The organism is Bradyrhizobium sp. YCK136 (assembly GCF_044570075.1).
GTDB lineage: Bacteria > Pseudomonadota > Alphaproteobacteria > Rhizobiales > Xanthobacteraceae > Bradyrhizobium > Bradyrhizobium diazoefficiens.
In genome coordinates, this window is record NZ_CP172424.1 from 8531362 (window position 1) to 8550022 (window position 18661).

Annotated in this window: 23 protein-coding genes; 6 read left to right on the top strand and 17 right to left on the bottom strand. The window is 64.9% G+C overall.

The window, feature by feature from the left end:
• Positions 1-155: 155 nt before the first annotated feature.
• The 4 genes from tolB to tolQ are packed head-to-tail and all read right to left on the bottom strand — an operon-like array spanning position 156 to position 3716.
• A complete protein-coding gene (tolB, locus tag ACFLEY_RS41170) occupies positions 156-1520 on the bottom strand; it encodes a Tol-Pal system beta propeller repeat protein TolB (RefSeq protein ID WP_028173006.1) in 1365 nt (454 codons plus the stop codon).
• 23 nt (positions 1521-1543) lie between these two features.
• The gene (locus ACFLEY_RS41175; RefSeq protein WP_060910248.1) at positions 1544-2503 is read right to left on the bottom strand and encodes a cell envelope integrity protein TolA; all 960 of its coding nucleotides are present in this window, start codon (positions 2501-2503) and stop codon (positions 1544-1546) included.
• Between the two features lie 3 nt (positions 2504-2506).
• Positions 2507-2956 (bottom strand): protein TolR, encoded by a 450-nt coding sequence (gene tolR / locus ACFLEY_RS41180; RefSeq protein ID WP_211433646.1) that lies wholly within the window; start codon positions 2954-2956, stop codon positions 2507-2509.
• 43 nt (positions 2957-2999) lie between these two features.
• Positions 3000-3716 (bottom strand): protein TolQ, encoded by a 717-nt coding sequence (tolQ, locus tag ACFLEY_RS41185; RefSeq protein WP_018641591.1) that lies wholly within the window; start codon positions 3714-3716, stop codon positions 3000-3002.
• A gap of 655 nt (positions 3717-4371) precedes the next feature.
• Between tolQ and ggt the strand changes: the two genes are divergently transcribed.
• Positions 4372-6078 (top strand): gamma-glutamyltransferase, encoded by a 1707-nt coding sequence (ggt, locus tag ACFLEY_RS41190; protein ID WP_060910247.1) that lies wholly within the window; start codon positions 4372-4374, stop codon positions 6076-6078.
• A gap of 70 nt (positions 6079-6148) precedes the next feature.
• Here ggt and ACFLEY_RS41195 read toward each other — a convergent pair whose 3' ends face one another.
• The 9 genes from ACFLEY_RS41195 to ACFLEY_RS41235 form a co-directional block, all read right to left on the bottom strand.
• The gene (locus tag ACFLEY_RS41195) at positions 6149-6859 is read right to left on the bottom strand and encodes an SDR family NAD(P)-dependent oxidoreductase (protein WP_060910246.1); all 711 of its coding nucleotides are present in this window, start codon (positions 6857-6859) and stop codon (positions 6149-6151) included.
• Positions 6860-6884: 25 nt separating this feature from the next.
• Entirely contained in the window at positions 6885-7652 is a 768-nt protein-coding gene (locus tag ACFLEY_RS41200; protein WP_060910245.1) for a serine acetyltransferase, read from the bottom strand.
• A 198-nt stretch (positions 7653-7850) separates the two neighbouring features.
• A complete protein-coding gene (locus ACFLEY_RS41205; protein WP_028173003.1) occupies positions 7851-8108 on the bottom strand; it encodes a hypothetical protein in 258 nt (85 codons plus the stop codon).
• 67 nt (positions 8109-8175) lie between these two features.
• Complete coding sequence (locus ACFLEY_RS41210) at positions 8176-8361, bottom strand: hypothetical protein (RefSeq protein ID WP_060910244.1); 186 nt, start codon at positions 8359-8361, stop codon at positions 8176-8178.
• Between the two features lie 235 nt (positions 8362-8596).
• Complete coding sequence (locus ACFLEY_RS41215; RefSeq protein ID WP_028173002.1) at positions 8597-9082, bottom strand: DUF2852 domain-containing protein; 486 nt, start codon at positions 9080-9082, stop codon at positions 8597-8599.
• A 121-nt stretch (positions 9083-9203) separates the two neighbouring features.
• Positions 9204-9944 (bottom strand): TetR/AcrR family transcriptional regulator, encoded by a 741-nt coding sequence (locus ACFLEY_RS41220; RefSeq protein ID WP_011089896.1) that lies wholly within the window; start codon positions 9942-9944, stop codon positions 9204-9206.
• A gap of 164 nt (positions 9945-10108) precedes the next feature.
• The gene (locus ACFLEY_RS41225) at positions 10109-10471 is read right to left on the bottom strand and encodes a hypothetical protein (protein ID WP_060910243.1); all 363 of its coding nucleotides are present in this window, start codon (positions 10469-10471) and stop codon (positions 10109-10111) included.
• A 65-nt stretch (positions 10472-10536) separates the two neighbouring features.
• A complete protein-coding gene (locus tag ACFLEY_RS41230) occupies positions 10537-10941 on the bottom strand; it encodes a YciI family protein (RefSeq protein WP_011089898.1) in 405 nt (134 codons plus the stop codon).
• 177 nt (positions 10942-11118) lie between these two features.
• Positions 11119-11484: a nuclear transport factor 2 family protein gene (locus ACFLEY_RS41235; protein WP_060910242.1), complete on the bottom strand. Its 366-nt coding sequence runs from the start codon at positions 11482-11484 to the stop codon at positions 11119-11121.
• Between the two features lie 219 nt (positions 11485-11703).
• On the opposite strand from ACFLEY_RS41235, the gene ACFLEY_RS41240 reads away from it, so the two are divergent.
• The 4 genes from ACFLEY_RS41240 (at position 11704) to ACFLEY_RS41255 (ending at position 14458) form a co-directional block, all read left to right on the top strand.
• Positions 11704-12492: an SDR family NAD(P)-dependent oxidoreductase gene (locus ACFLEY_RS41240; RefSeq protein ID WP_060910241.1), complete on the top strand. Its 789-nt coding sequence runs from the start codon at positions 11704-11706 to the stop codon at positions 12490-12492.
• Positions 12493-12618: 126 nt separating this feature from the next.
• Positions 12619-13056: a hypothetical protein gene (locus ACFLEY_RS41245; RefSeq protein ID WP_060910240.1), complete on the top strand. Its 438-nt coding sequence runs from the start codon at positions 12619-12621 to the stop codon at positions 13054-13056.
• Positions 13057-13330: 274 nt separating this feature from the next.
• A complete protein-coding gene (locus ACFLEY_RS41250; protein WP_060910239.1) occupies positions 13331-13675 on the top strand; it encodes a hypothetical protein in 345 nt (114 codons plus the stop codon).
• Between the two features lie 432 nt (positions 13676-14107).
• Positions 14108-14458 (top strand): hypothetical protein, encoded by a 351-nt coding sequence (locus ACFLEY_RS41255; protein WP_028172998.1) that lies wholly within the window; start codon positions 14108-14110, stop codon positions 14456-14458.
• A 101-nt stretch (positions 14459-14559) separates the two neighbouring features.
• Here ACFLEY_RS41255 and ACFLEY_RS41260 read toward each other — a convergent pair whose 3' ends face one another.
• The 4 genes from ACFLEY_RS41260 to ACFLEY_RS41275 form a co-directional block, all read right to left on the bottom strand.
• Positions 14560-14973: a VOC family protein gene (locus ACFLEY_RS41260; protein WP_060910238.1), complete on the bottom strand. Its 414-nt coding sequence runs from the start codon at positions 14971-14973 to the stop codon at positions 14560-14562.
• Positions 14974-15008: 35 nt separating this feature from the next.
• Entirely contained in the window at positions 15009-15548 is a 540-nt protein-coding gene (kdpF, locus tag ACFLEY_RS41265; protein WP_011089904.1) for a K(+)-transporting ATPase subunit F, read from the bottom strand.
• 126 nt (positions 15549-15674) lie between these two features.
• Positions 15675-16976 (bottom strand): RNA polymerase sigma factor, encoded by a 1302-nt coding sequence (locus ACFLEY_RS41270; RefSeq protein ID WP_211433647.1) that lies wholly within the window; start codon positions 16974-16976, stop codon positions 15675-15677.
• Positions 16973-17341, bottom strand: a complete 369-nt coding sequence (locus tag ACFLEY_RS41275; protein WP_011089906.1) for a YciI family protein — start codon at positions 17339-17341, stop codon at positions 16973-16975. Before ACFLEY_RS41275 ends, ACFLEY_RS41270 begins: the two co-directional genes overlap by 4 nt.
• A 144-nt stretch (positions 17342-17485) precedes the next feature.
• On the opposite strand from ACFLEY_RS41275, the gene ACFLEY_RS41280 reads away from it, so the two are divergent.
• Complete coding sequence (locus ACFLEY_RS41280) at positions 17486-18451, top strand: glyoxylate/hydroxypyruvate reductase A (RefSeq protein ID WP_011089907.1); 966 nt, start codon at positions 17486-17488, stop codon at positions 18449-18451.
• The last annotated feature ends 210 nt before the right edge of the window (positions 18452-18661 follow it).

Genomic DNA, 18661 nt, shown 5'->3' on the forward strand with positions numbered 1-18661 from the left:
GTTGTTTTTCGGCAATAGCGAACCGATTTTCGCTGAAATATCAAGCAACTAGGCAAGCGTTGCCGAGCGCAAGGTGAAGGAAAGCTTGCCGCGCGCGCAGAACCCGAAAAGATCGGCGTGATTTTTCGAAAAGATCGCGCGTCCAAACGCGCGATCTATTGACCAGCCGTCGACGACAACAGCGGCGACCATGCCGGGTCGGAGGCGAAGCCCGGCGTCGGCACCTTCAGCTCGTTGCGGCCGGAAATGTCGACGCTGTACAGCGACGGTCCGCCGCTGCCGCCGGGATCGCGGAAGAACATCAGCACGCGGCCGTTCGGCGAGAAGGTCGGGCCCTCGTTGTGGAAGCCGGAGGTGAGCAACCGCTCGCCGCTGCCGTCCGGCTTCATGACGCCGATCGAGAACTGTCCGCCGCCCTGCCTGGTGAAGGCGATGTAGTCGCCGCGCGGCGACCACACCGGCGTCGAATAGGTGGCGTTGGTGTCGTCCTTGGAGAAGGAGATGCGCTGCGCAGCTCCCCCGCCCGCGGCCATGACGTAGATCTGCGACCGGCCACCGCGATCGGACTCGAAGCAGATGCGGGTGCCGTCCGGCGAGTAAGACGGAGACGTGTCGATCGCCGGCGTGTCGGTGAGACGCGTGGTCGAGCGCGAACGCAGATCCATCACGAACAGGTTGGAGTTGCCGCCCTGCTGCAGGCTCATGATGACGCGCTGGCCGTCCGGCGAGAAGCGCGGCGCAAAGGTCATGCCGGGGAAGTTGCCGACGATCTCGCGCTGACCGGTCTCGATGTTGAAGAGATAGACCTTCGGATCGCCCTGGCCGAACTCCATGTAGGTGATCTCTTGCGAGTTCGGCGAGAAGCGCGGCGTCAGCACGAGGTCGGAGCCGCGGGTCAGATAGCGCACATTGGCGCCGTCCTGGTCCATCATGGCGAGCCGCTTGACGCGGCGCTCCTTCGGCCCGGTCTCGTCCACGAACACCACGCGGCTGTCGAAATAGCCCTTCTCGCCGGTCATCCGCTCGTAGATCTGGTCGGAGATGATATGGGCGATGCGGCGCCAGTATTCCGGCGAGGTGAAGTATTGCTGGCCGGCAAGCTGCTGGCCGGAGACCACGTCCCAGAGGCGGAATTCGGCCTTCAGCCTTCCGTCCGGCTGCCGCGTCATGCGGCCGGTGACCAGCGCCTGGGCGTTGATGGTCTTCCAGTTCTGGAATTGCGGCGCGACGTCGATGTTGCTGATGCGCTCGATGAACGCGGCCTGGTCGATCGGCGCGAACAGGCCAGAGCGCTTCAGATTGTTGGTGATGACCTGGGTGACACCGTTGCCGACGTCGCCGTCCGACGGTGAGCCCGGCAGGAAGTTGGTGATCGCGATCGGGACCGGCTGGAATTCGGTGGGATCGATGCGGAGCCGCGGCTGGCCCTGAGCGAACGCATGTCCGCCCCCAAGCATCGCAAGTCCCGACCCGGTCAGGGTCATGAAGCGGCGGCGGGTGATCGATCGAGCGTCATTCATTGCAAAATTCTTTTGTTCGGATGTCACAACATGTCTTTCAGGCCGAAAGTCATCGGGATGAGCTTCCAGCTCTCGTACTGCTGTTTCGGCATGAACGAATAGACCTGACATTGCACGATGGCGCGCTTGGCGCTCTCGGCCACCGCCTGGGCAATCGACCGCGACGGTCCTCTCACCGCAACCACGATGGGCTCGGACGCCAGCGATCCGTCGATTTTCATGGGAATGTCGATGTCGGCTTCGTATTGATCGGCGTCCTGCCCGTTATAGGTGGGCGTGAAGCAGCGCTTGACCGCGCCCTGGAACGCACCTCGCCAGGTCGCAACGTTGTTGGCGGCGGTCCCGGTCGTCGATCCCAGCGACGCCGACGCATTCAGCGCCGTTCCAGCGAGTTCATGCCGGGTCGCAGCGCGCTTGTCGAGGTCGCGCTGGATCTGCGCGGGATCGAAGCTGCGCTCCTTGGGCTTCGGCTGCTGCTGCGGCTGCACCGCCGCGACCTTCTGCTCCACCGGCTTGGGCGGCGGCTTCTTCGTTTCCAGCTTCTTCTGCAGCTCGGCGATCGGATCTTCCTTGGCCGGATCGGGCTTCTTTTCCTGCGGCTTCGGTTCTTCCTTCGGCTTCGCCTCGGCGACGGGCTTGGGCGGCTCGGGCTTCTTCTCGACCGGTTTCTCGACGGGCTTCGGCGGCGGCTCGGGCGTCGAGTTGGTCTTGATCAGCTCTTTCTTCTCGGTGACCTTCCCGACGGCGTCCTCTTCGGGCTTGGGCTCGGCGATCTTCTCGACCTTGGGCTTCGGCTTGTCCTTCTCGCCGGTCTTCTGCCCCGACATCATCTTCGCGAGCTGATCGGAGGAGATGATGTCGATCGGGAGCGACTCTTCCGGCGCGACGTAGGCCCTGCTGCTAAAGGTGACCAGCCCCCATCCAAGCACGAGGACATGGAGGGCAATCGACGCAACGAGTGTCTTGTCGACGTTCACCTTCACGGCTTACCCCTGGTCCGCTTCCATGACGAGCGCCAGCTTCTTGAACCCCGCGCCGGACAACAGGCCCATCACCCTGGCCACCGTGCCGTAATCCGCCTTCTTGTCGGCGCGCAGATAGATGCGTTCCTCGAGACCGCCGCGCGCGTCCGTGATCGCCTTCAGCTTCGGCACCAGCTCGTTGATCGCGATCTCGGCGTCGTTGATGAACACCTTGCCCTTGATGTCGACCGACATCTGGATCGGCTTCTGATCGTTCTGCTCGAGGCTCTTGGCCTGGGTCTGCGGCAGGTCGAGGGGCACACCGACGGTGAGCAGCGGCGCCGACACCATGAAGATGATGAGCAGCACCAGCATCACGTCGACCATCGGCGTGACATTGATCTCGGCCATGACCGGCTTGCGCCGGCTGCGGCGGCCGCCGCCTCCGGACGAACTCGCGACGTTCATGCCCATGGTCTGGTGCCCAAATTGCCCTTCACACTATACATGCCGTCCGTCAGCCCCGCTCGTCGATCTGACGCGACAGAATGGCTGAAAATTCATCGGCGAAGCCTTCGAGCCGCTGGGCCTGCCGGTTCACCTCGGAGGTGAACTTATTGTAGAAAATAGTGGCAGGAATGGCGGCGATAAGGCCGACGGCGGTCGCAAACAGCGCCTCGGCGATACCGGGGGCGACCACCGCCAGGGAGGTATTTTTCGACGCCGCGATCGACTGGAAGCTCGACATGATGCCCCAGACCGTGCCGAACAGGCCGACGAAGGGGCCGGCGGAGCCGACGGTGGCGAGCACCAGCAGCCGGCGCTCCAGGCGCTCGACCTCGCGTGCGATCGAGACGTTCATCACCTTGTCGATGCGCATCTGAAGGCCCGCGACCGAGCGGGCGTGGCTCTCGAACGAGCGCTTCCACTCGCGCATCGCCGCCACGAAGCAGGCCGCCATCGAATGCGTCGGCTTGGCCGAGAGGGTGCGATAGAGCTCCTCGATCGACTCGCCGGACCAGAAGGCCTGCTCGAAACGGTCCATCGAGCGGCGGGTACGGGCAAACAGGAAGATCTTGTCGATGGCGATCGCCCAGACCCAGACCGAGCAGGACAAAAGTCCCAGCATCACCGCTTTCACGATCCAGTGAGCCTGCCAGAACAGCGCGATCAGCGACACGTCCGCGGAAGCGGCAACCGGAAGGGCTGACTGAGCCACGTCGGCCGGATTCATAAGCTGTATCCTCTCAAGGCGATCGTTACCCGATGTTCCGTGGCAGCAAATGACCGCCGGTTCCCCAACTGCCGCGCTAGAACCGGCGCGGCCGGCAAGCCCGCTCAAAGCCTTGTCTTTCTGGGGTGCAGGGGGCTTGTCCAAAGCCGGCCGCCTGCATTCCCTGCCAAGATGTCAAAACTATGGGCCTCGACGACGGCTATGGGCGCGATTGTCCAACCTTACCAGAGCCCGGCGATAGTTAATGCGGGGTTACCGGAGCTGAATTTGGCTGCCGGAAAGGGAGGCGGCACAGACGGTTGGCCGTTTTGCTGCGGGACATGGCGGTACATGGCGGCCGACGGACCGGAGCCACGTGCCACTGGCGAGGCCGGTTCCCTCCCCCCCCCCCCGGCGGGAGGGAGCGCAATGGGACTCGTGGCGCTACGACACTGCACAGCGGACGCCCCTTCTGGAACCTCCTCCCCTGCCCAGCCCGAAATCGCAGAAGGCGTAGCGTGCGCCACAGCTACACCACGTCCACATGCTCCATCTCGCATGTCACGGCGGGCACGAGCTGACAGGCTGAGTTCGCTGACAATAATATGAATATGCCGGCATCACCGGCCAGCCCGAGGAGCGTCCCTTGCCAAAACCACAATCCAATGTGCGGTGGATGGCCGCAGCGATCGTATCGGTCAGCCTCATCACATTCAGCGCCGTGCGTGCGGCGTCGGTCGCGCCGGTCGCCGCGCAAAACGGCATGGTGGTGTCCGCGCAGCATCTGGCGACCCAGGTAGGTGTCGATGTGCTCAGGCGCGGCGGCAATGCCGTCGATGCCGCCGTGGCCGTCGGTTATGCCCTGGCCGTCGTCTATCCGGCCGCCGGCAATCTCGGTGGTGGCGGCTTCATGACGATCCAGCTCGCCGACGGCCGCAAGACCTTTCTCGATTTTCGCGAGACGGCGCCCAAGGGCGCGACTGCGAACATGTATCTCGACAAGGATGGCAACGTCATCAAGGGCCTTTCGACCAAGGGGCATCTGGCTGTCGGCGTGCCAGGATCCGTCTCGGGGATGGAATATGCGCGCGAAAAGTACGGCACCATGAAGCGCGCCGACCTGCTCGCCCCCGCGATCCAGCTCGCCGAGCAGGGCTTTGCGCTGGACCAGGGCGATATCGACCTGTTGCGTACCGCCACCGCGGATTTTCGAGACGATCCCGCAACGGCCGCCATCTTCCTCAACAACGGTCAGCCGTTCCAGGTGGGTGAGAGGCTGATACAGCCCGAGCTTGCCAAGACATTGCGCGAGATCAGCAGCAAGGGCACCGACGGTTTCTACAAGGGATGGGTCGGCAGCGCCATCGTGGCATCGAGCCAGGCCGGCAAGGGCCTGCTGACGCAGGACGACCTCGACGGCTACAAGACGCGCGAGCTCGCACCTGTCGAATGCGACTACCGCGGCTATCACGTGATTTCCGCGCCGCCACCGAGTTCGGGCGGCGTCATCATCTGCGAGATCCTCAATATCCTGGAGGGCTATCCTCTGAAGGAGCTGGGCTACCATTCCGCGCAGGCCGTGCACGTGCAGATCGAGGCCATGCGGCATGCTTACGTGGACCGCAACAGCTATCTCGGCGATCCGGATTTCGTGAAGAATCCGCTCGACCGCCTCCTCGACAAGAATTACGCGACCAGGATCCGCGACGTGATCGATCCGAACAAGGCCGGGATATCCAAGGAGATCAAGCCGGGCGTCGCGCCGCACGAGGGCAGCAACACAACGCATTATTCAATCGCCGACAAGGACGGCAACGCGGTATCGGTCACGTACACGCTGAACGATTGGTTCGGCGCCAAGGTGACGGCGGCCAAGACCGGCGTGCTGCTGAACGACGAAATGGACGACTTCACCGCCAAGGTCGGGGTGCCGAACCTTTATGGCCTGGTGCAGGGCGAGGCGAATGCCATCGCTCCGGGCAAGCGGCCGCTGTCCTCGATGAGCCCGACCATCGTCACCAAGGACGGCAAGACCGTCATGGTGGTGGGCACGCCCGGCGGCAGCCGCATCATCACGGCCGTGCTGCAGACCATGATCAACGCGATCGATTACGGCATGAACGCACAGGAAGCCGTCGACATGCCGCGCATCCACCAGCAATGGCTGCCGGACCTGACCAATGTCGAGGACTATGCGCTGTCGCCGGACACGCGCAAGATTCTCGAGGTCATGGGCCACAAATTCGGGCCGCCGCAACCGGCGAACCACCTCGCGGTGATCATCGTCGGCGCGCCGTCGCTTAACGGCGAGCAAGTCGGCAACAATCGCTACTACGGGGCGAACGATCCACGCCGCAACAGTGGACTGGCGGACGGGTATTGATCGTCTACGCCGCCCCTAAGACGGTCATACCCGGGCACTGACGGGGTAGAAATGGTCGAGGGCCGCCCCCTCACCACTTCTCCTTCGAGGTCCGCACATCGAGCTCGAACGACCAGGCGCGTTCGGGCTGGCGGTAGAGGAACGCGAAGCCATCGACGATGCCTTCAATGTCGATCAGGCTGTCTTCGCGGCTCGCCGCATCGGGAAAGCGCGAAAAAATCTTGTCGCCGGCGATCGCACCGTCGACCACGACGTGGCCGACATGGATACCGTCGCTCGCATATTCCTTGGCCATGGCCTGCGCCAGCGTGCGCAGGCCGGCCTTGGACGCGTTGAAGGCGCCGTAGCCGGCGCGGCCGCGCAGCGAGGCGCTGGCGCCGGTGAAGAGCAGCGTGCCCGCCTTCTTCGGCACCATGCGACGCGCCGCCTCGCGGCCGAACAGGAAGCCGCCGAAGCACACGACGCGCCAGGCCTGCTCGAAATAGTCGGCGTCCATCTCGATGATCTTGCCGGGCGTATTGTTGCCGGCGTTGTAGATGGCGAGATCGAGGTCTTCGCCGGCGGCATCAAACAGAGCGACAACGTCGCTCTCGCTGGTCGCGTCCGCGACGATGGGCACGGCCGCTCCGCCCGCCTTGATGAGGTCGCCTGCAACCGCCTGCAACGCGGACAGCGTGCGGCCCGCGACGATCACCTTGAGCCCATCGGCCGCAAAGCGCTTGCAGAGCCGGGCCCCGAGCCCGCGGTCCGGGCCGACACCGATCACGATTGCGGTCTTCATGGGGTGGCTCCGTACAATGATGGGATCAGGCCGCCGAGGCAGGTTCGGGGCAGTTGGTCAGCCGCGCGGGATTGCCGACGGCCGTGCAGCCAGCAGGAACGTCTGACGTCACGAGCGCGTCGGCGCCGATCTTGGCGAAATCGCCGATGCTGATGTCGCCGAGGATGGTCGCACCACCGCCGATATAGACGCCGCGGCCGATCCGCGGCGAGCGCGTCGGCAGCTCACTGCCGCGGCCGATGCTGACGTTCTGGAGGATGGTGACCTCGTCGCCGATCACGACGTTGGCGCCGATCACGATGCCGGTGGCGTGGTCGAGATAGACTGACGATCCGATGCTGGCGGCCGGATGAATGCTGACCTGCAGGGCATTCGACGCTTCGTTCTGGAACAGAAGCGCCGCATCGCGATGGTCGTGGTGCCAGAGCCAGTTCGAGACGCGCCAGGCTTGCAGGGCGACATAGCCCTTGAAATGCAGCAGTGGCGGTAACAGGTCGGCGATGGCGGGATCATGGATCGCGATCGCCTGCAAGTCACGGCCGGCCACCTCGATCAGATCGGGCGAGCCGCGAAAGGCATCGAAGGAAAAGGCCGAGAAGCGCGCGCGCTCGGCTGCGCTGCCGCCGAGCCGGCGTCCGATCAGATCGGACAAGGCCGCGGCGAAATCGTCATGCGCGAGAATGGTGCCGGCAAGCGCCTTGCCGAAGACGGGATCGGCATCCGCCCCGCGCTGCGCCTCGCCGCGGACCCGTTGCCAGAGGCCGTCGCTCACCATGATCGCAGCCTCCGCCATCGCCGCCTCCGGTGCGCCCTTCGTTTGTGCAGGCGAATATAGGCGGTCCGGATCAAGGCGCCAGTGATGCCGGGGGGACGCAACGCCGCTCGGGGGCGCGACCCGACCGCGCCCGCTTGCGCAGGCACAGCGCATACAGCCAACCGCCGCCTGCGACGAGGGCCGGCAGGACGTAAAGCGCGAAATCGCGGAGCAGGATCATGGGGCAAGGTCCGCTGTCGCAAACTTGACGGCGCGCCGCAGCGCGAACGCGGCAAGCTCGTAGAGGGCGCAGCTGAGAAAGATCTTCCAGGCATCGGTGGTCACGAGGTCCTGATAGGACTTGATCTCCGTCGGCCAGTGGTTGAGGAACGCGATTGCGAGCGGCACTGAGACGCCGAATCGATCGAACAGCGCAGACGCGCGCTCGAGAAGCGCGAGCCGCTGTCTGATCTCCTTACGTTCGGCGTTCATCATGGTCGGCCCTGTTGGCGCGCGGGAAGCGCGCTGTCAGGGCTTGGTCGGGCCGGGCGCGAGTCGGGTTCTACCGGTCCTGCACATGTGCGTGATCAACGCCACATAGCGAATGCCGGCCGGGACACAGGCTAAAATGGCAGTCGGGATCGGCCGCGCAGCCGCCATAGACGACGCCGATATAGCCCAGCACCGCGAAGGCGGTCACGCCGAGGAGCAGGCGGGTCCAGAGGTCCATGATGCTGTCGTCCAACATGAGAAGCGCCGCCCGGTGAGACGGGACGCGCAAGTCTTGGTGTCGGATGAGCAGGTCTGGGTTCTGGCGGCTCGTAGCCAAGCAGTGGCTCGGTCTACTCCCTCTCCCCGCAAGCGGGGCGAGGTGAAAGCGCCCCCAAAAACCAAACCGCCCGCCTGCGGGATGCGCAGGCGGGCGGCTCGGGGCCATCAGGACTTTGGGGACATGCGCCTGAAGGCTTTGAGAGGTGTCCGGATCAACCCTGCTGCTGGTCGGTCGGCGGCGGGGTCGGACGCGTCTTGTGCTGGGCCATGAACTGGTCGAACTCTTCCTTGTCCTTGGCGTGACGCAGACGGTCGAGGAAGTTCTTGAATTCGACCTGCTCCTCTTCGAGCCGCTGCAGCGTTTCGGTGCGGTATTCGTCGAAGGCGCGGTTGCCGCTCGAGGGCGGGCCGAAGCCAAAGCCGAAGCCGCGGCGCTCCATGCGGCCGCGCATGCGGTCCATCTTGTACTGCATCCGCTCCATCTTGTTCTGCCAGCGATCCTGGTGGCTCCAGCAACCCATTTTTCTGCTCCCGAGTGTGAAAAAGAGAAGGGCAAGTCCGATCGGCCACCAGATGATGAAGCCGAGGATGGTCACGGCGATCCAGCCGGGATGCCAGGGCGTGTCGAGCATATGGGGGCGCTCATAGTGTTGGTCCGAGGGGCCGCGCCATCGATTGACATCAGCGGTGTAGGCCATTTCCCATCTCCATGACGGCATCTGCGCCGTTGTGAATGTAAATAACATTTACATAGCTAGACCATCCCGCGATTTTGTCAAGCCGGCCACCCGACAGGCCTGGCGAATTATTTGCGCAATTTTATTTCGGCTTGCCCCAGGGGCCGCCCGGCGGCACGCCAGAACCGGAGGATGCCTCCGGAGGCACCGGCGGCGGCTCGGCGCCTTTGGCGGGCGGACGGCGGTCGGTCGGGAAGCCGAGACCGCGCAGATAGATCAGCACCTCGGCCTCTAACAGCTCGTCCGGCGACATCGGCAGTTTTCGTCGCGCAGCATCGCCGCGCGAGAACAGCGAGGCCACGCCATGCGCCATCGACCAGATGTGCAGCGCCATCATCATCGCCGGCGGCCGCGGCGTGCCGGGCGGTGCAAGTGCCGCAAGGCGCTCCGCGGCGGCGCGAATGATGTTGAAAGCACGCTCGCTCGCGGCCTGGAGCGCCGGGTTGGCATCGACCGGCAGGCCGGACTCGAACATCGCGTTGTAGAACGCCGGCTCCTCGCGGGCGAAGGCAAGATAGGCCCTGCCGACCCGCTCGAACGCCGTGACCGTATCGGGCCGCCCGTCGTCCCAGGCCGCGGTCAAGCGCGCCTCGAACTGCTCGAAGCCGCGCTGGGCGATCGAGGACAACAGTTCGTCACGGTCGCGGAAATGCCGGTAGGGCGCCGCTGCGCTGACGCCGGCCATGCGCGCCGCATCGGCGAAGGTGAAGCCGGCCGCGCCCTTCTCGGCAATCAACCCGAGGGCCGCCTGCAACAGGGCTTCCTTCAGATTGCCGTGGTGGTAGCCGCGCTCGGCGCGGCGCGTCTCCTTGCGCCAGCTCATGTGAACGAGCTTTACATGAGCTGGGCGTGAAGGTCACTAGCGCAAGCGGGATTTGGTGAACCCGTATTTCCACCGTCATTCCGGGGCGGCTCGAAAGAGCCGAACCCGGAATCTCGAGATTCCGGGTTCGCGCGCTCGCGCGCGCCCCGGAATGACGAAGCTGCCTAACCGCCCGGGATCGGCAGCACCGGCATGATCTCGACGCGCTCGCCGGGGAAAATCGCGAAGTGCGGGTGGTTCTCGAACATCTTCGCGGCCGTTTCATGGGACGCGGCGCGGACCACGGTGAAGGCGCCCATCTCGTTGGCGATGTCGGCGATGCCCTTGTCATCGACCCGCTTGGTCTTGCCGAGCGGACCGCCCATCGCCTGGATCGCACCTTGATGCTTCTCGGCCCAACCCTTCCAGGCCGCGATGCCCTCCAGTTCCTTCGCCTTGCGCTCGGCGTCTGACATCGCGTTCCATGCAGCCCATTTCGGGCTGGTCTTGCTGCCGAGGAAGACTGCGAGATAGGTGTCGGTGCTCATTGGTTCTCTCCTCTGTTGATGACTTTGTTGATGACGGCCGCGAATTCCAATCGCGCCCGCTCTGGCTAGTTCTTCAGACCGCCGAAGCCGGCGGCCGCGGCCTGCACGTCCGGCGGAAAGTCGGTCATCTCCTGCACCTGCCGGATCTCAATGACTTCATTGACCGCGGCCGGGCACTTCTTCGCCCACCCGATCGCCTCGGCACGCGAGGCGACCTCGATCATCCAGTAGCCGCCCAGCACTTCCTTGGCTTCAGTGAAGGGGCCGTCGGTCACAACAGGCTCGCCGGTCGCAAACGACACGCGCGCGCCCATCGCGGGCGGATGCAGGCCGTCGAGCGTGATCAGGACGCCGGCGTCATTCAGCGCCTCGTTGTAGCGCATCATCGCGGCGACGCGCTCGGGATCGAGTTGCACGTCCGGCGGCGCCGTCTCGTAGCCGAGCGGGATCATCAGCATCATGAATCGCATGGGCAGTTCCTTGCTTACCTGGTCCTTCCGGGATGCGCCGCGAGGCGCAGGCCCGGAATCCGGGGGAGATCAGCGGGCCGAACCAGCCCGCGCTGCCCTGTAAGACGAATGCCTTGCTATGGAATCGACACCGTGGCGGAAAATTATTCCGGAGGTCATGCCTCGGAAGTTCCTGCCTCAGCGCGGCTGCGGCAGGAACCGGCCGTCCTGGAAGGCGGCGCCGAAATAGACCTCGACGCGGCGGATCCGGCCGCCGGCGAAGCTGAGGAACTCGGTGTTGCGAAAGCTCCTGCCATCGGTCGCCAGGCAGCGATAGGTGACGAAAGCCTCGTCGCCGACGACGAAGATGCGCTCGATCTCGTGGCGCGCGATCCAGCCGGTGTCCCGCCAGCAGCGTTCGAAATAGGTCGTCTTGTCGAGGTCGTCGTCGAACGGGCTGGTGAAGCGGAAGTCGTCGGCGAGCGCCTCGCTCACCCGTTGCCGGTCATTGGCAAGATAGGCGGCGAAGAGGTCTCGGATCAGGCGGGCGTGGTCGTCAGGCATCGGTCGGTCTCCTCGGCAGACGTCGCTTAGAAGACGATGCAGCGGCGGCCGTGCCGACATCGCGCCAGGCGTTCGGCCGGCAGAACGCAAGAATATGTCGAGTGGTTCTCGTCCAGATCGATGGGCATCGCCAGGGCCTTTCTCGTCGGGACCAAAGCGAAGTAAAAGAGACCGGCCCTCGCGTGGGAACAGCCTTTCGAACACAGGACAGATTAGCAAATGCCGCAGGCCCCGCAAAAAGTCGCCCTCGTCACCGGAGCCGCGCGCGGCATCGGGCTTGCGACCGCGAAGAAGTTCCTTGGCGAGAGCTGGCGCGTGGCGCTGCTCGACATCGAGGGGGAGCTGCTCGGCCGCGCCGTCGCCGAGATCGGCCAAAGCGAGGCGACGCTCGCGCTGACCTGCGATGTCTCCGACGCGGCGTTGGTCGGTGCCGCGATGACGACGATTGAGCGGCGGTTCGGCCGGCTTGACGCGCTCGTCAACAATGCCGGCATCGCCGTGTTCGCGCCGCTGATGGAGACGCCGGATGCCGACTGGCGCCGCGTGCTCGAGGTCAACCTCACCGGCCCGTTCCTCTGCACCAAGGCCGCGGTGCCCTTGATGCGCGACAGCGACGGCGGCGCCATCGTCAACATCACCTCGATCTCGGCGGTGCGTGCCTCGACCTTGCGCTCGGCCTACGGCACCAGCAAGGCGGGGCTCGCGCACCTGACCAAGCAGCTAGCGGTCGAGCTCGCCTCGCTCAACATCCGCGTCAACGCGGTCGCGCCGGGGCCGGTCGACACCGCGATGGCCAAGCAGGTGCACACCAAGGAGATCCGCGCCGACTATCACGACGCCATTCCGCTCAACCGCTACGGCCTCGAGGAGGAACTCGCGGAAGCGATCTATTTCCTGTGCTCGGAACGCGCGAGCTACATCACCGGTCAAATTTTGGCCGTTGATGGCGGCTTCGATGCAGCGGGTATCGGCCTGCCCACGTTGCGCGGCCAGCGCCGCAACGGGTAGGCACAGGATTTGTAGGGTGGACAAAGGCGCGACGCGCCGTGCCCATCACCGTCTCCGGATTTGGGTGCCATTGTTGGGCGCGCGACGCTTTGCCCGCCCGACGACGTCGAATGTGCGGAGAGTACGATGCAACGCGCCGCTTTGGTCAAAGCCCTGATGCTCGCGACCGCCCTGCTCGCCTCCGCACCGGTTGCCGCCGAAATCCGCATCATCCAGTCACCCGGCGGACGGGTCGGGCCGTTCCTCGACCTGTTCGAGAAGGTGCGCGAGAGCGGCGAGCGCGTGGTGATCGACGGTCCCTGCCTGTCCGCCTGCACGCTGGTGCTGAGCATCGTGCCGGGCGAGCGCATCTGTGTCACCAAACGCGCCGTGCTCGGCTTCCATGCCGCGCGTTCGGTCGACCGGCGCGGGCGCTTCTATGCCGAGCCGGAAGCCTCCGACGCGGTGCTCCAAGCCTATCCGGGGCCGGTGCGCGACTGGATCAGCCACCGCGGCGGCCTCACCTCACGGTTGCTGCTGTTGAAGGGGCGCGACCTCGCCGCGATCTATCCGCGCTGCCGGTGAGGATCAGGCGGCCACCAGCCGCTTGACCAGGTTGCGTCCGCCGCTGTCCGACGATTGAGCAGTTTTGCAGAATTTCGACTTTCCGGACGCCGAATCCGCTCAACCGCTTCGCAATGCCTGCACAATTTACGCGGTTTCCAGCCTTTCCCTGCAGTCTATGATGGTCGCGGCTCAGACTGAGGCCGCGGCGGCGTCACGATCTCAGCGGCGGTCACGGACGAGGATGGTCCCGTTTTTTTTCAAGATTGCTCATTTTTAAAAGGGGTCGCACGGTATGCAGCCCATCGATTTTCGCTACCGCCTGTCGGACCGGGGACGGATCGTCCTTGGCCAGCTGAGCGCCGAGGAAACCGTCGAATTCGAGCTGCTGACGCGGCGCGACCGCGAGGGCCTGATGGACCTGCCGTCCGAACTGCGGCTGCTCGAGCCCTACGTGAAGTATATCGGCTCGGGCGCAGAAGCCGCACTCGCGCCGACGGAACCCGCCCGGCACGACATCGCGCCGCTACGACCGAGGAGACCGCCGCCCTCGCGGACGGCGCGGCCGCGCAACTACGTCGTTTCGATGATTGTGATCGCAAGCGTCAGCTTCACGCTCATCGCATTGCTCGTGAGCTAGCACGCAAGCACGCCGGCGAAATTACGCCGGTCACGCGGTCGCCGGGTTCTAGAAGAACCTCTGGATCATCTGCGCCAATTCCATGCTCGCGCAGATAAGCATACCCCAAAGTGCAAAATTGATCTGTAGCGCCGCTGCCATCGGTCGCTCCCCTTGTAAGTACGCCCATCCCAGTTTGTAGAATTTATGAAGGAATGATTAGCGATTTTGACAGGCAGTTCACAGCCTATTATTGCGCCAGTTGTTGTGCGATGCGGTCCCGATCATTTCACGAAGCGGCCCCACTGCTCTCGCAAAGTCATGCGAATCGAGACTCCATATTCCTATCCGGCCATGCCGGCCACTTCGTTTCCCTTAGGTTCCATTTAACCGACGCGATGCAAAATCCCTCACGCGGACTTTGTGTGTCGCGTACCGCACTGAGGGTTCGGCATGATGCGACACGGCTTCGTCTTGCTTACTTTTTGCGCAGCGCTCATGGGCTGCGCGGCTGCGCCGGCGCAGGAGCGTCGTCCGATCGCGTGGGACGGCCTCGGTCAGAACCCGAACCGGCCACCCGTCACAAAGCGGCGCGCAGCGAACCCCGCACCCACGCAGGAAAATCCCAATCAGGAACGGGAAAGAGTGCTCGGGACCTTGCGCCCCTACTCCGAAGCGTGGTGGGCGGTCCATGACGAAATCGAAGCGGAGAATGACAGGCAGCTCGGCACGAAGCTCGTGATCTGCCCTCGCTGCGTCCAGTCGCCGTCCCCCGGCGAGGACGTGACCGGATCGGTCCGTTGAAACAGCAAACGGCCGATCCGGCTATGACGTGACCGCCTTGGGCGCGCCCCTTACCCGCAACGATCGAGGGAGGGGCGCCGCATGCCAGGCGGTCGCGTCCGTCACATTCCCTCCGCCGGGCAGTTCACCATCCAGGGGATGCCGAACTTGTCGACGCACATGCCAAACCCCTTGGCCCAGAACGTCTTGCTGAACGGCATGGTGACGGTGCCACCGTCGGCGAGCGCGTTAAACTTACGCTCGGCGTCCGCGACGTCGGCGATCGTCAGCGAGATCGAGAGGCCCTGCGGCTTCTGGACATGCTCGGGCGGCGCGTCGGAGGCCATCAGCACGCTGCCGCCGGGCAACGACATCCGCGCATGCATGATCGTCTTCTCGCGGCCGGGGGCGGCCGGCATGTCCGGCGGCGCGTCCGAGACGCGCATCATCGCGTCGATCTTGCCGCCGAGAACCTTGGCGTAGAAGTTGAACGCCGCTTCGCAGGTGTCCTGATAGAACAGATATGGATTGAGCATCGCTTCTCTCCTTTTCTTTCCCTGGGCTGTGAGGCTCATTGTTTCTCGGTGAGCTTCTTCAGGCTGACGAGGCCGGCCTCGAAATCCTTGCCGATCATGCTGTCCATGTTGATGAAGACCTGCATCACCTTGGACATGAAGGGCGCCGGACCGTACATCGCCCATGTGACCAGTGTAGCATCGCCTTGCGGCACAAAGGTGAACTCGGCGGTGTTGTGGCCTTCGAAGGGACGCTCGAAATCGAGCTTGATGCGGAGCTTCGACGGCGTGCTCGCCTCGAGGATCTCCATGTGGCCGGCGCCGACGTTGTTGTTCCCGTCCCAGGCATAGGTCGCGCCCTTGCCCCGCGCTGTTCCGCCGAACGTCCGCTTCATGGCGGGATCGCGGTTCTCATAGGGCGACCAGCTGGTCCAGAAGTGGAAGTCGGCGACCACCGGATAGATGGCATCGGCCGGCGCCTTCACGGCGAGCGAACGCTCGACGCGAAAGGTGTCAGGCTTGGTGAGGGCGAAGACGAGGACGCCCGCTAGTCCGACCGCGAGCACGATGGCGATGATGGCAATGGCTTTCAGCATGAATGGCTCCCTGGATACGGGCTAAGGACGAAGGGAGGAGGCTGAGGCCGACAATTCGGAATGAAATTTTTTGGATCGTCATTCCGGGGCGGTCCGCAGGACCGAACCCGGAATGACGGCAAGCCGTCATTTCGCCTTCGCACCCTGCCTGGCGCTCCCGTTGCTGCTCTTCGGCTGGCTGTCCCGGATCAGGCGATCGATGTGCATGCGGATGTGGGCGGCTTCCGCCGAAGTGTTGGCGAGCGCGATGGCGCGGTCGAAGGCGATGCGGGCTTCGTCATTGCGGCCGAGCTGCATCAGGAAGGCGCCGCGCACGCCGTGGAAATGGAAGTAGTTGCCAAGCTTTGGTGCCAGCGGCTCGATCAGGTCGAGCGCGGCTTGCGGCCCGCGCACCTTGGACACCGCGACCGCGCGATTGAGCGTCACCACGGGCGACGGCTGCGCCAGTTCCAGCGCGCCATAGAGCAGGTCGATCTGGGCCCAGTCGGTCTCGTCCGGCGTCGCCGCACGGGCATGCAACGCGGCGATTGCGGCCTGAATCTGGTAGGGCCCGCTGCGGCGATGGCGCATCGCCTTGTCGATCAGCGCCAGCCCTTCCGCGATCATGGAGCCGTTCCACAGGGAGCGATCCTGGTCCTCCAGCAAGATCAGCGAACCGTCGTCCGCAAACCGCGCGGCGCTGCGCGCATGTTGCAACAGCAGCAACGCCGCCAGCCCCATGATCTCCGGCTCGCTCTGGAACAGCCGCAGGAGCAGCCGCGCCAGCCGGATCGCCTCCTCGCAGAGCGGCTTTCTGATCTCGGCGGTGTCGCCGCTCGCCGAATAACCCTCGTTGAAGATCAGGTAGATCATCGCCGCGACGCCCGCGAGCCGCTCGGAGCGTTCAATCGGGCCGGGCGTTTCGAAAGGCGTCCCGGCCTCCGCGACCTTCGCCTTGGCGCGCGTGATGCGCTGCTCCATCGCCGCTTCCGAGACCAGGAAAGCGCGCGCGATCTGCTTCACCGTGAGACCGGAGACGATGCGCAAGGCGAGCGCGATCTGCTGCGTCGCAGGCAATTGCGGATGGCAGCAGATGAACATCAGCCGCAAAATGTCGTCGCGATATTGCGAGCCGTCGAGCCGCTCGGCGAGCGCGCCCTCGGCATCGTCGAGATCGGAGATCGCCTGATCGTCCTCGGGCAACGGCTGCTGCTTGCGGGCGCGCCGCACCTCGTCGATCGCGACATTGCGGCCGACCATGATCAGCCAGGCCGCGGGATCGCGCGGCGGGCCGTTCTGCGGCCAGGTCTTGAGCGCGCGCAGGCAGGCGTTCTGGAAAGCCTCCTCGGCGGTGTCGAGATCGCGGAAATAGCGCAGCAGCGCGCCGACCGCCTGGGGTCGCGCCGAAGTCAGCGCGGTCTCGATCCAGGCGGTATCAGCCTCGCTCACGTCAAATTTCCTCCGGGCCTGAACACGCCGACGGGACGCACCTCATAGGCGCCGCCGGGGTTGGCGGCGCCGAGGTCCCGCGCGACGTCGAGCGCATCGTCGAGGTTCTTGCAGTCGACGATGTAGAAGCCGAGCAACTGCTCCTTGGTCTCGGCATAGGGGCCGTCGAGCACCAGCGGCGGGTCCTCTTTACGCAGCGTCGCCGCCGCGGTGGTCGGCAACAGCCGCGCCACCGGACCGAGCCGGCCTTGGCTCGTGAGCTTCTCCTGCACCACGGCGAGCTTCTTCATCACCGCCTCGTCCTGGTCCTTGCTCCAGGAGCCGACGAAGTCCTCGTCATGATAGCAAAGGATCGCATAAAGCATGGGCAGCACCTTCCCTGACCTCTTGTTGTAAAGACGATCCACTATGCCCCGCCCCGACAGGGCTGCGGAAAAAATTTGCAAGAAAAATCCGGCAGATCGTGCCAAGGAGAGCCCTCAAAATCGGAACACGACGAGGCACTTCGAATGACCAAAGGCACACTGGCCGTCCTGATCAACAGCACGCAGCAGAACTGGCTGCCGGAGCGCTGGAAGGCCCGGTTCGATTCGGTCTGCGGCGGCCGCCGCGTGGTGCTGCTGCCGGATACGGCGCTCGATCCGGCCGAGGTGCATTATGCCGCGGTGTGGAAGCCGGTGCCCGGCGATCTCGGCTCGTTCCCCAATCTGCGCGCGATCTTCAATCTCGGCGCCGGCGTCGATGCCCTGATGGCGGACAAGAGCCTGCCCGACGTGCCGCTGGTTCGCGTCGCCGTGCCCGACCTGACCAATCGCATGACCGAATACGTCGTGCTTCACGTGCTGATGCACCACCGCCAGGAGCTGTATTTGCGGCAGTCGCAGCGCGAGAAGCGCTGGGAGCCGAAATATCAGTGGCCGGCAAGCGCAGTCACGGTCGGCGTCATGGGACTGGGCACGCTGGGTGCGGACGCGGCCGACGTGCTGCGGCGGCTCGGCTTCCGCGTCGCCGGCTGGAGCCGCAGCCCGCGCACCATCGAGGGCGTCGAGTGCTTCCATGGCACCGCCGGAATCGATGCGTTCCTGCGCGCGACCGACATCCTGGTCTCGCTGTTGCCGCTGACACCGGACACGCACGGCATCCTCAACCGCGACGTCTTCACAAAGCTCAACCGCAAGAGCCCGCTCGGCGCCCCCGTGCTGATCAATGCCGGCCGCGGCGGCTTGCAGAACGAAGCCGACATCCTGGCCTGTCTCGACGACGGCACGCTGGGCGCCGCCTCGCTCGACGTCTTCGTGCAGGAGCCGCAGCCGAAAGACAGCCGCTTCTGGACCCATCCGAAGGTGCTGCTGACCCCGCACAACGCCGCGGACACCGACGCAGAAGCGATCTCGGCCTATGTCGCCGAGCAGATCGCACGGTTCGAGGCGGGCGGCGCGCTGGAGAACGTGGTGGACCGGACGCGGGGGTATTAGGGCCGCCCGCGGCCGCCCCACCCTCGGCGTCGTCCTGGCGAAAGCCAGGAACCCAATACCCCAGGGAGCGGTCGTGGTGCGAAGTGGCAACCACGAATCTTCGCCAAACTACGTCCGGTGGTTATGGTCCTGGCTTTCGCCAGGACGACATCGGAGTTTTTGGCACGCGCCCACCGTTTCACTCGCCCCCCACAACCACCCCGCTCAGCC

What these genes read in the sequence shown, in the direction of transcription:
- tolB (WP_028173006.1), bottom strand. Translation starts at nt 1,520, where the DNA reads ATGAATGACGCTCGATCGATCACCCGCCGCCGCTTCATGACCCTGACC.
- tolR (WP_211433646.1), bottom strand. Translation starts at nt 2,956, where the DNA reads ATGGGCATGAACGTCGCGAGTTCGTCCGGAGGCGGCGGCCGCCGCAGC.
- tolQ (WP_018641591.1), bottom strand. Translation starts at nt 3,716, where the DNA reads ATGAATCCGGCCGACGTGGCTCAGTCAGCCCTTCCGGTTGCCGCTTCC.
- ggt (WP_060910247.1), top strand. Translation starts at nt 4,372, where the DNA reads ATGGCCGCAGCGATCGTATCGGTCAGCCTCATCACATTCAGCGCCGTG.
- ACFLEY_RS41195 (WP_060910246.1), bottom strand. Translation starts at nt 6,859, where the DNA reads ATGAAGACCGCAATCGTGATCGGTGTCGGCCCGGACCGCGGGCTCGGG.
- ACFLEY_RS41200 (WP_060910245.1), bottom strand. Translation starts at nt 7,652, where the DNA reads ATGGCGGAGGCTGCGATCATGGTGAGCGACGGCCTCTGGCAACGGGTC.
- ACFLEY_RS41205 (WP_028173003.1), bottom strand. Translation starts at nt 8,108, where the DNA reads ATGATGAACGCCGAACGTAAGGAGATCAGACAGCGGCTCGCGCTTCTC.
- ACFLEY_RS41210 (WP_060910244.1), bottom strand. Translation starts at nt 8,361, where the DNA reads ATGTTGGACGACAGCATCATGGACCTCTGGACCCGCCTGCTCCTCGGC.
- ACFLEY_RS41215 (WP_028173002.1), bottom strand. Translation starts at nt 9,082, where the DNA reads ATGGCCTACACCGCTGATGTCAATCGATGGCGCGGCCCCTCGGACCAA.
- ACFLEY_RS41220 (WP_011089896.1), bottom strand. Translation starts at nt 9,944, where the DNA reads ATGAGCTGGCGCAAGGAGACGCGCCGCGCCGAGCGCGGCTACCACCAC.
- ACFLEY_RS41225 (WP_060910243.1), bottom strand. Translation starts at nt 10,471, where the DNA reads ATGAGCACCGACACCTATCTCGCAGTCTTCCTCGGCAGCAAGACCAGC.
- ACFLEY_RS41230 (WP_011089898.1), bottom strand. Translation starts at nt 10,941, where the DNA reads ATGCGATTCATGATGCTGATGATCCCGCTCGGCTACGAGACGGCGCCG.
- ACFLEY_RS41235 (WP_060910242.1), bottom strand. Translation starts at nt 11,484, where the DNA reads ATGCCTGACGACCACGCCCGCCTGATCCGAGACCTCTTCGCCGCCTAT.
- ACFLEY_RS41240 (WP_060910241.1), top strand. Translation starts at nt 11,704, where the DNA reads ATGCCGCAGGCCCCGCAAAAAGTCGCCCTCGTCACCGGAGCCGCGCGC.
- ACFLEY_RS41245 (WP_060910240.1), top strand. Translation starts at nt 12,619, where the DNA reads ATGCAACGCGCCGCTTTGGTCAAAGCCCTGATGCTCGCGACCGCCCTG.
- ACFLEY_RS41250 (WP_060910239.1), top strand. Translation starts at nt 13,331, where the DNA reads ATGCAGCCCATCGATTTTCGCTACCGCCTGTCGGACCGGGGACGGATC.
- ACFLEY_RS41255 (WP_028172998.1), top strand. Translation starts at nt 14,108, where the DNA reads ATGATGCGACACGGCTTCGTCTTGCTTACTTTTTGCGCAGCGCTCATG.
- ACFLEY_RS41260 (WP_060910238.1), bottom strand. Translation starts at nt 14,973, where the DNA reads ATGCTCAATCCATATCTGTTCTATCAGGACACCTGCGAAGCGGCGTTC.
- kdpF (WP_011089904.1), bottom strand. Translation starts at nt 15,548, where the DNA reads ATGCTGAAAGCCATTGCCATCATCGCCATCGTGCTCGCGGTCGGACTA.
- ACFLEY_RS41275 (WP_011089906.1), bottom strand. Translation starts at nt 17,341, where the DNA reads ATGCTTTATGCGATCCTTTGCTATCATGACGAGGACTTCGTCGGCTCC.
- ACFLEY_RS41280 (WP_011089907.1), top strand. Translation starts at nt 17,486, where the DNA reads ATGACCAAAGGCACACTGGCCGTCCTGATCAACAGCACGCAGCAGAAC.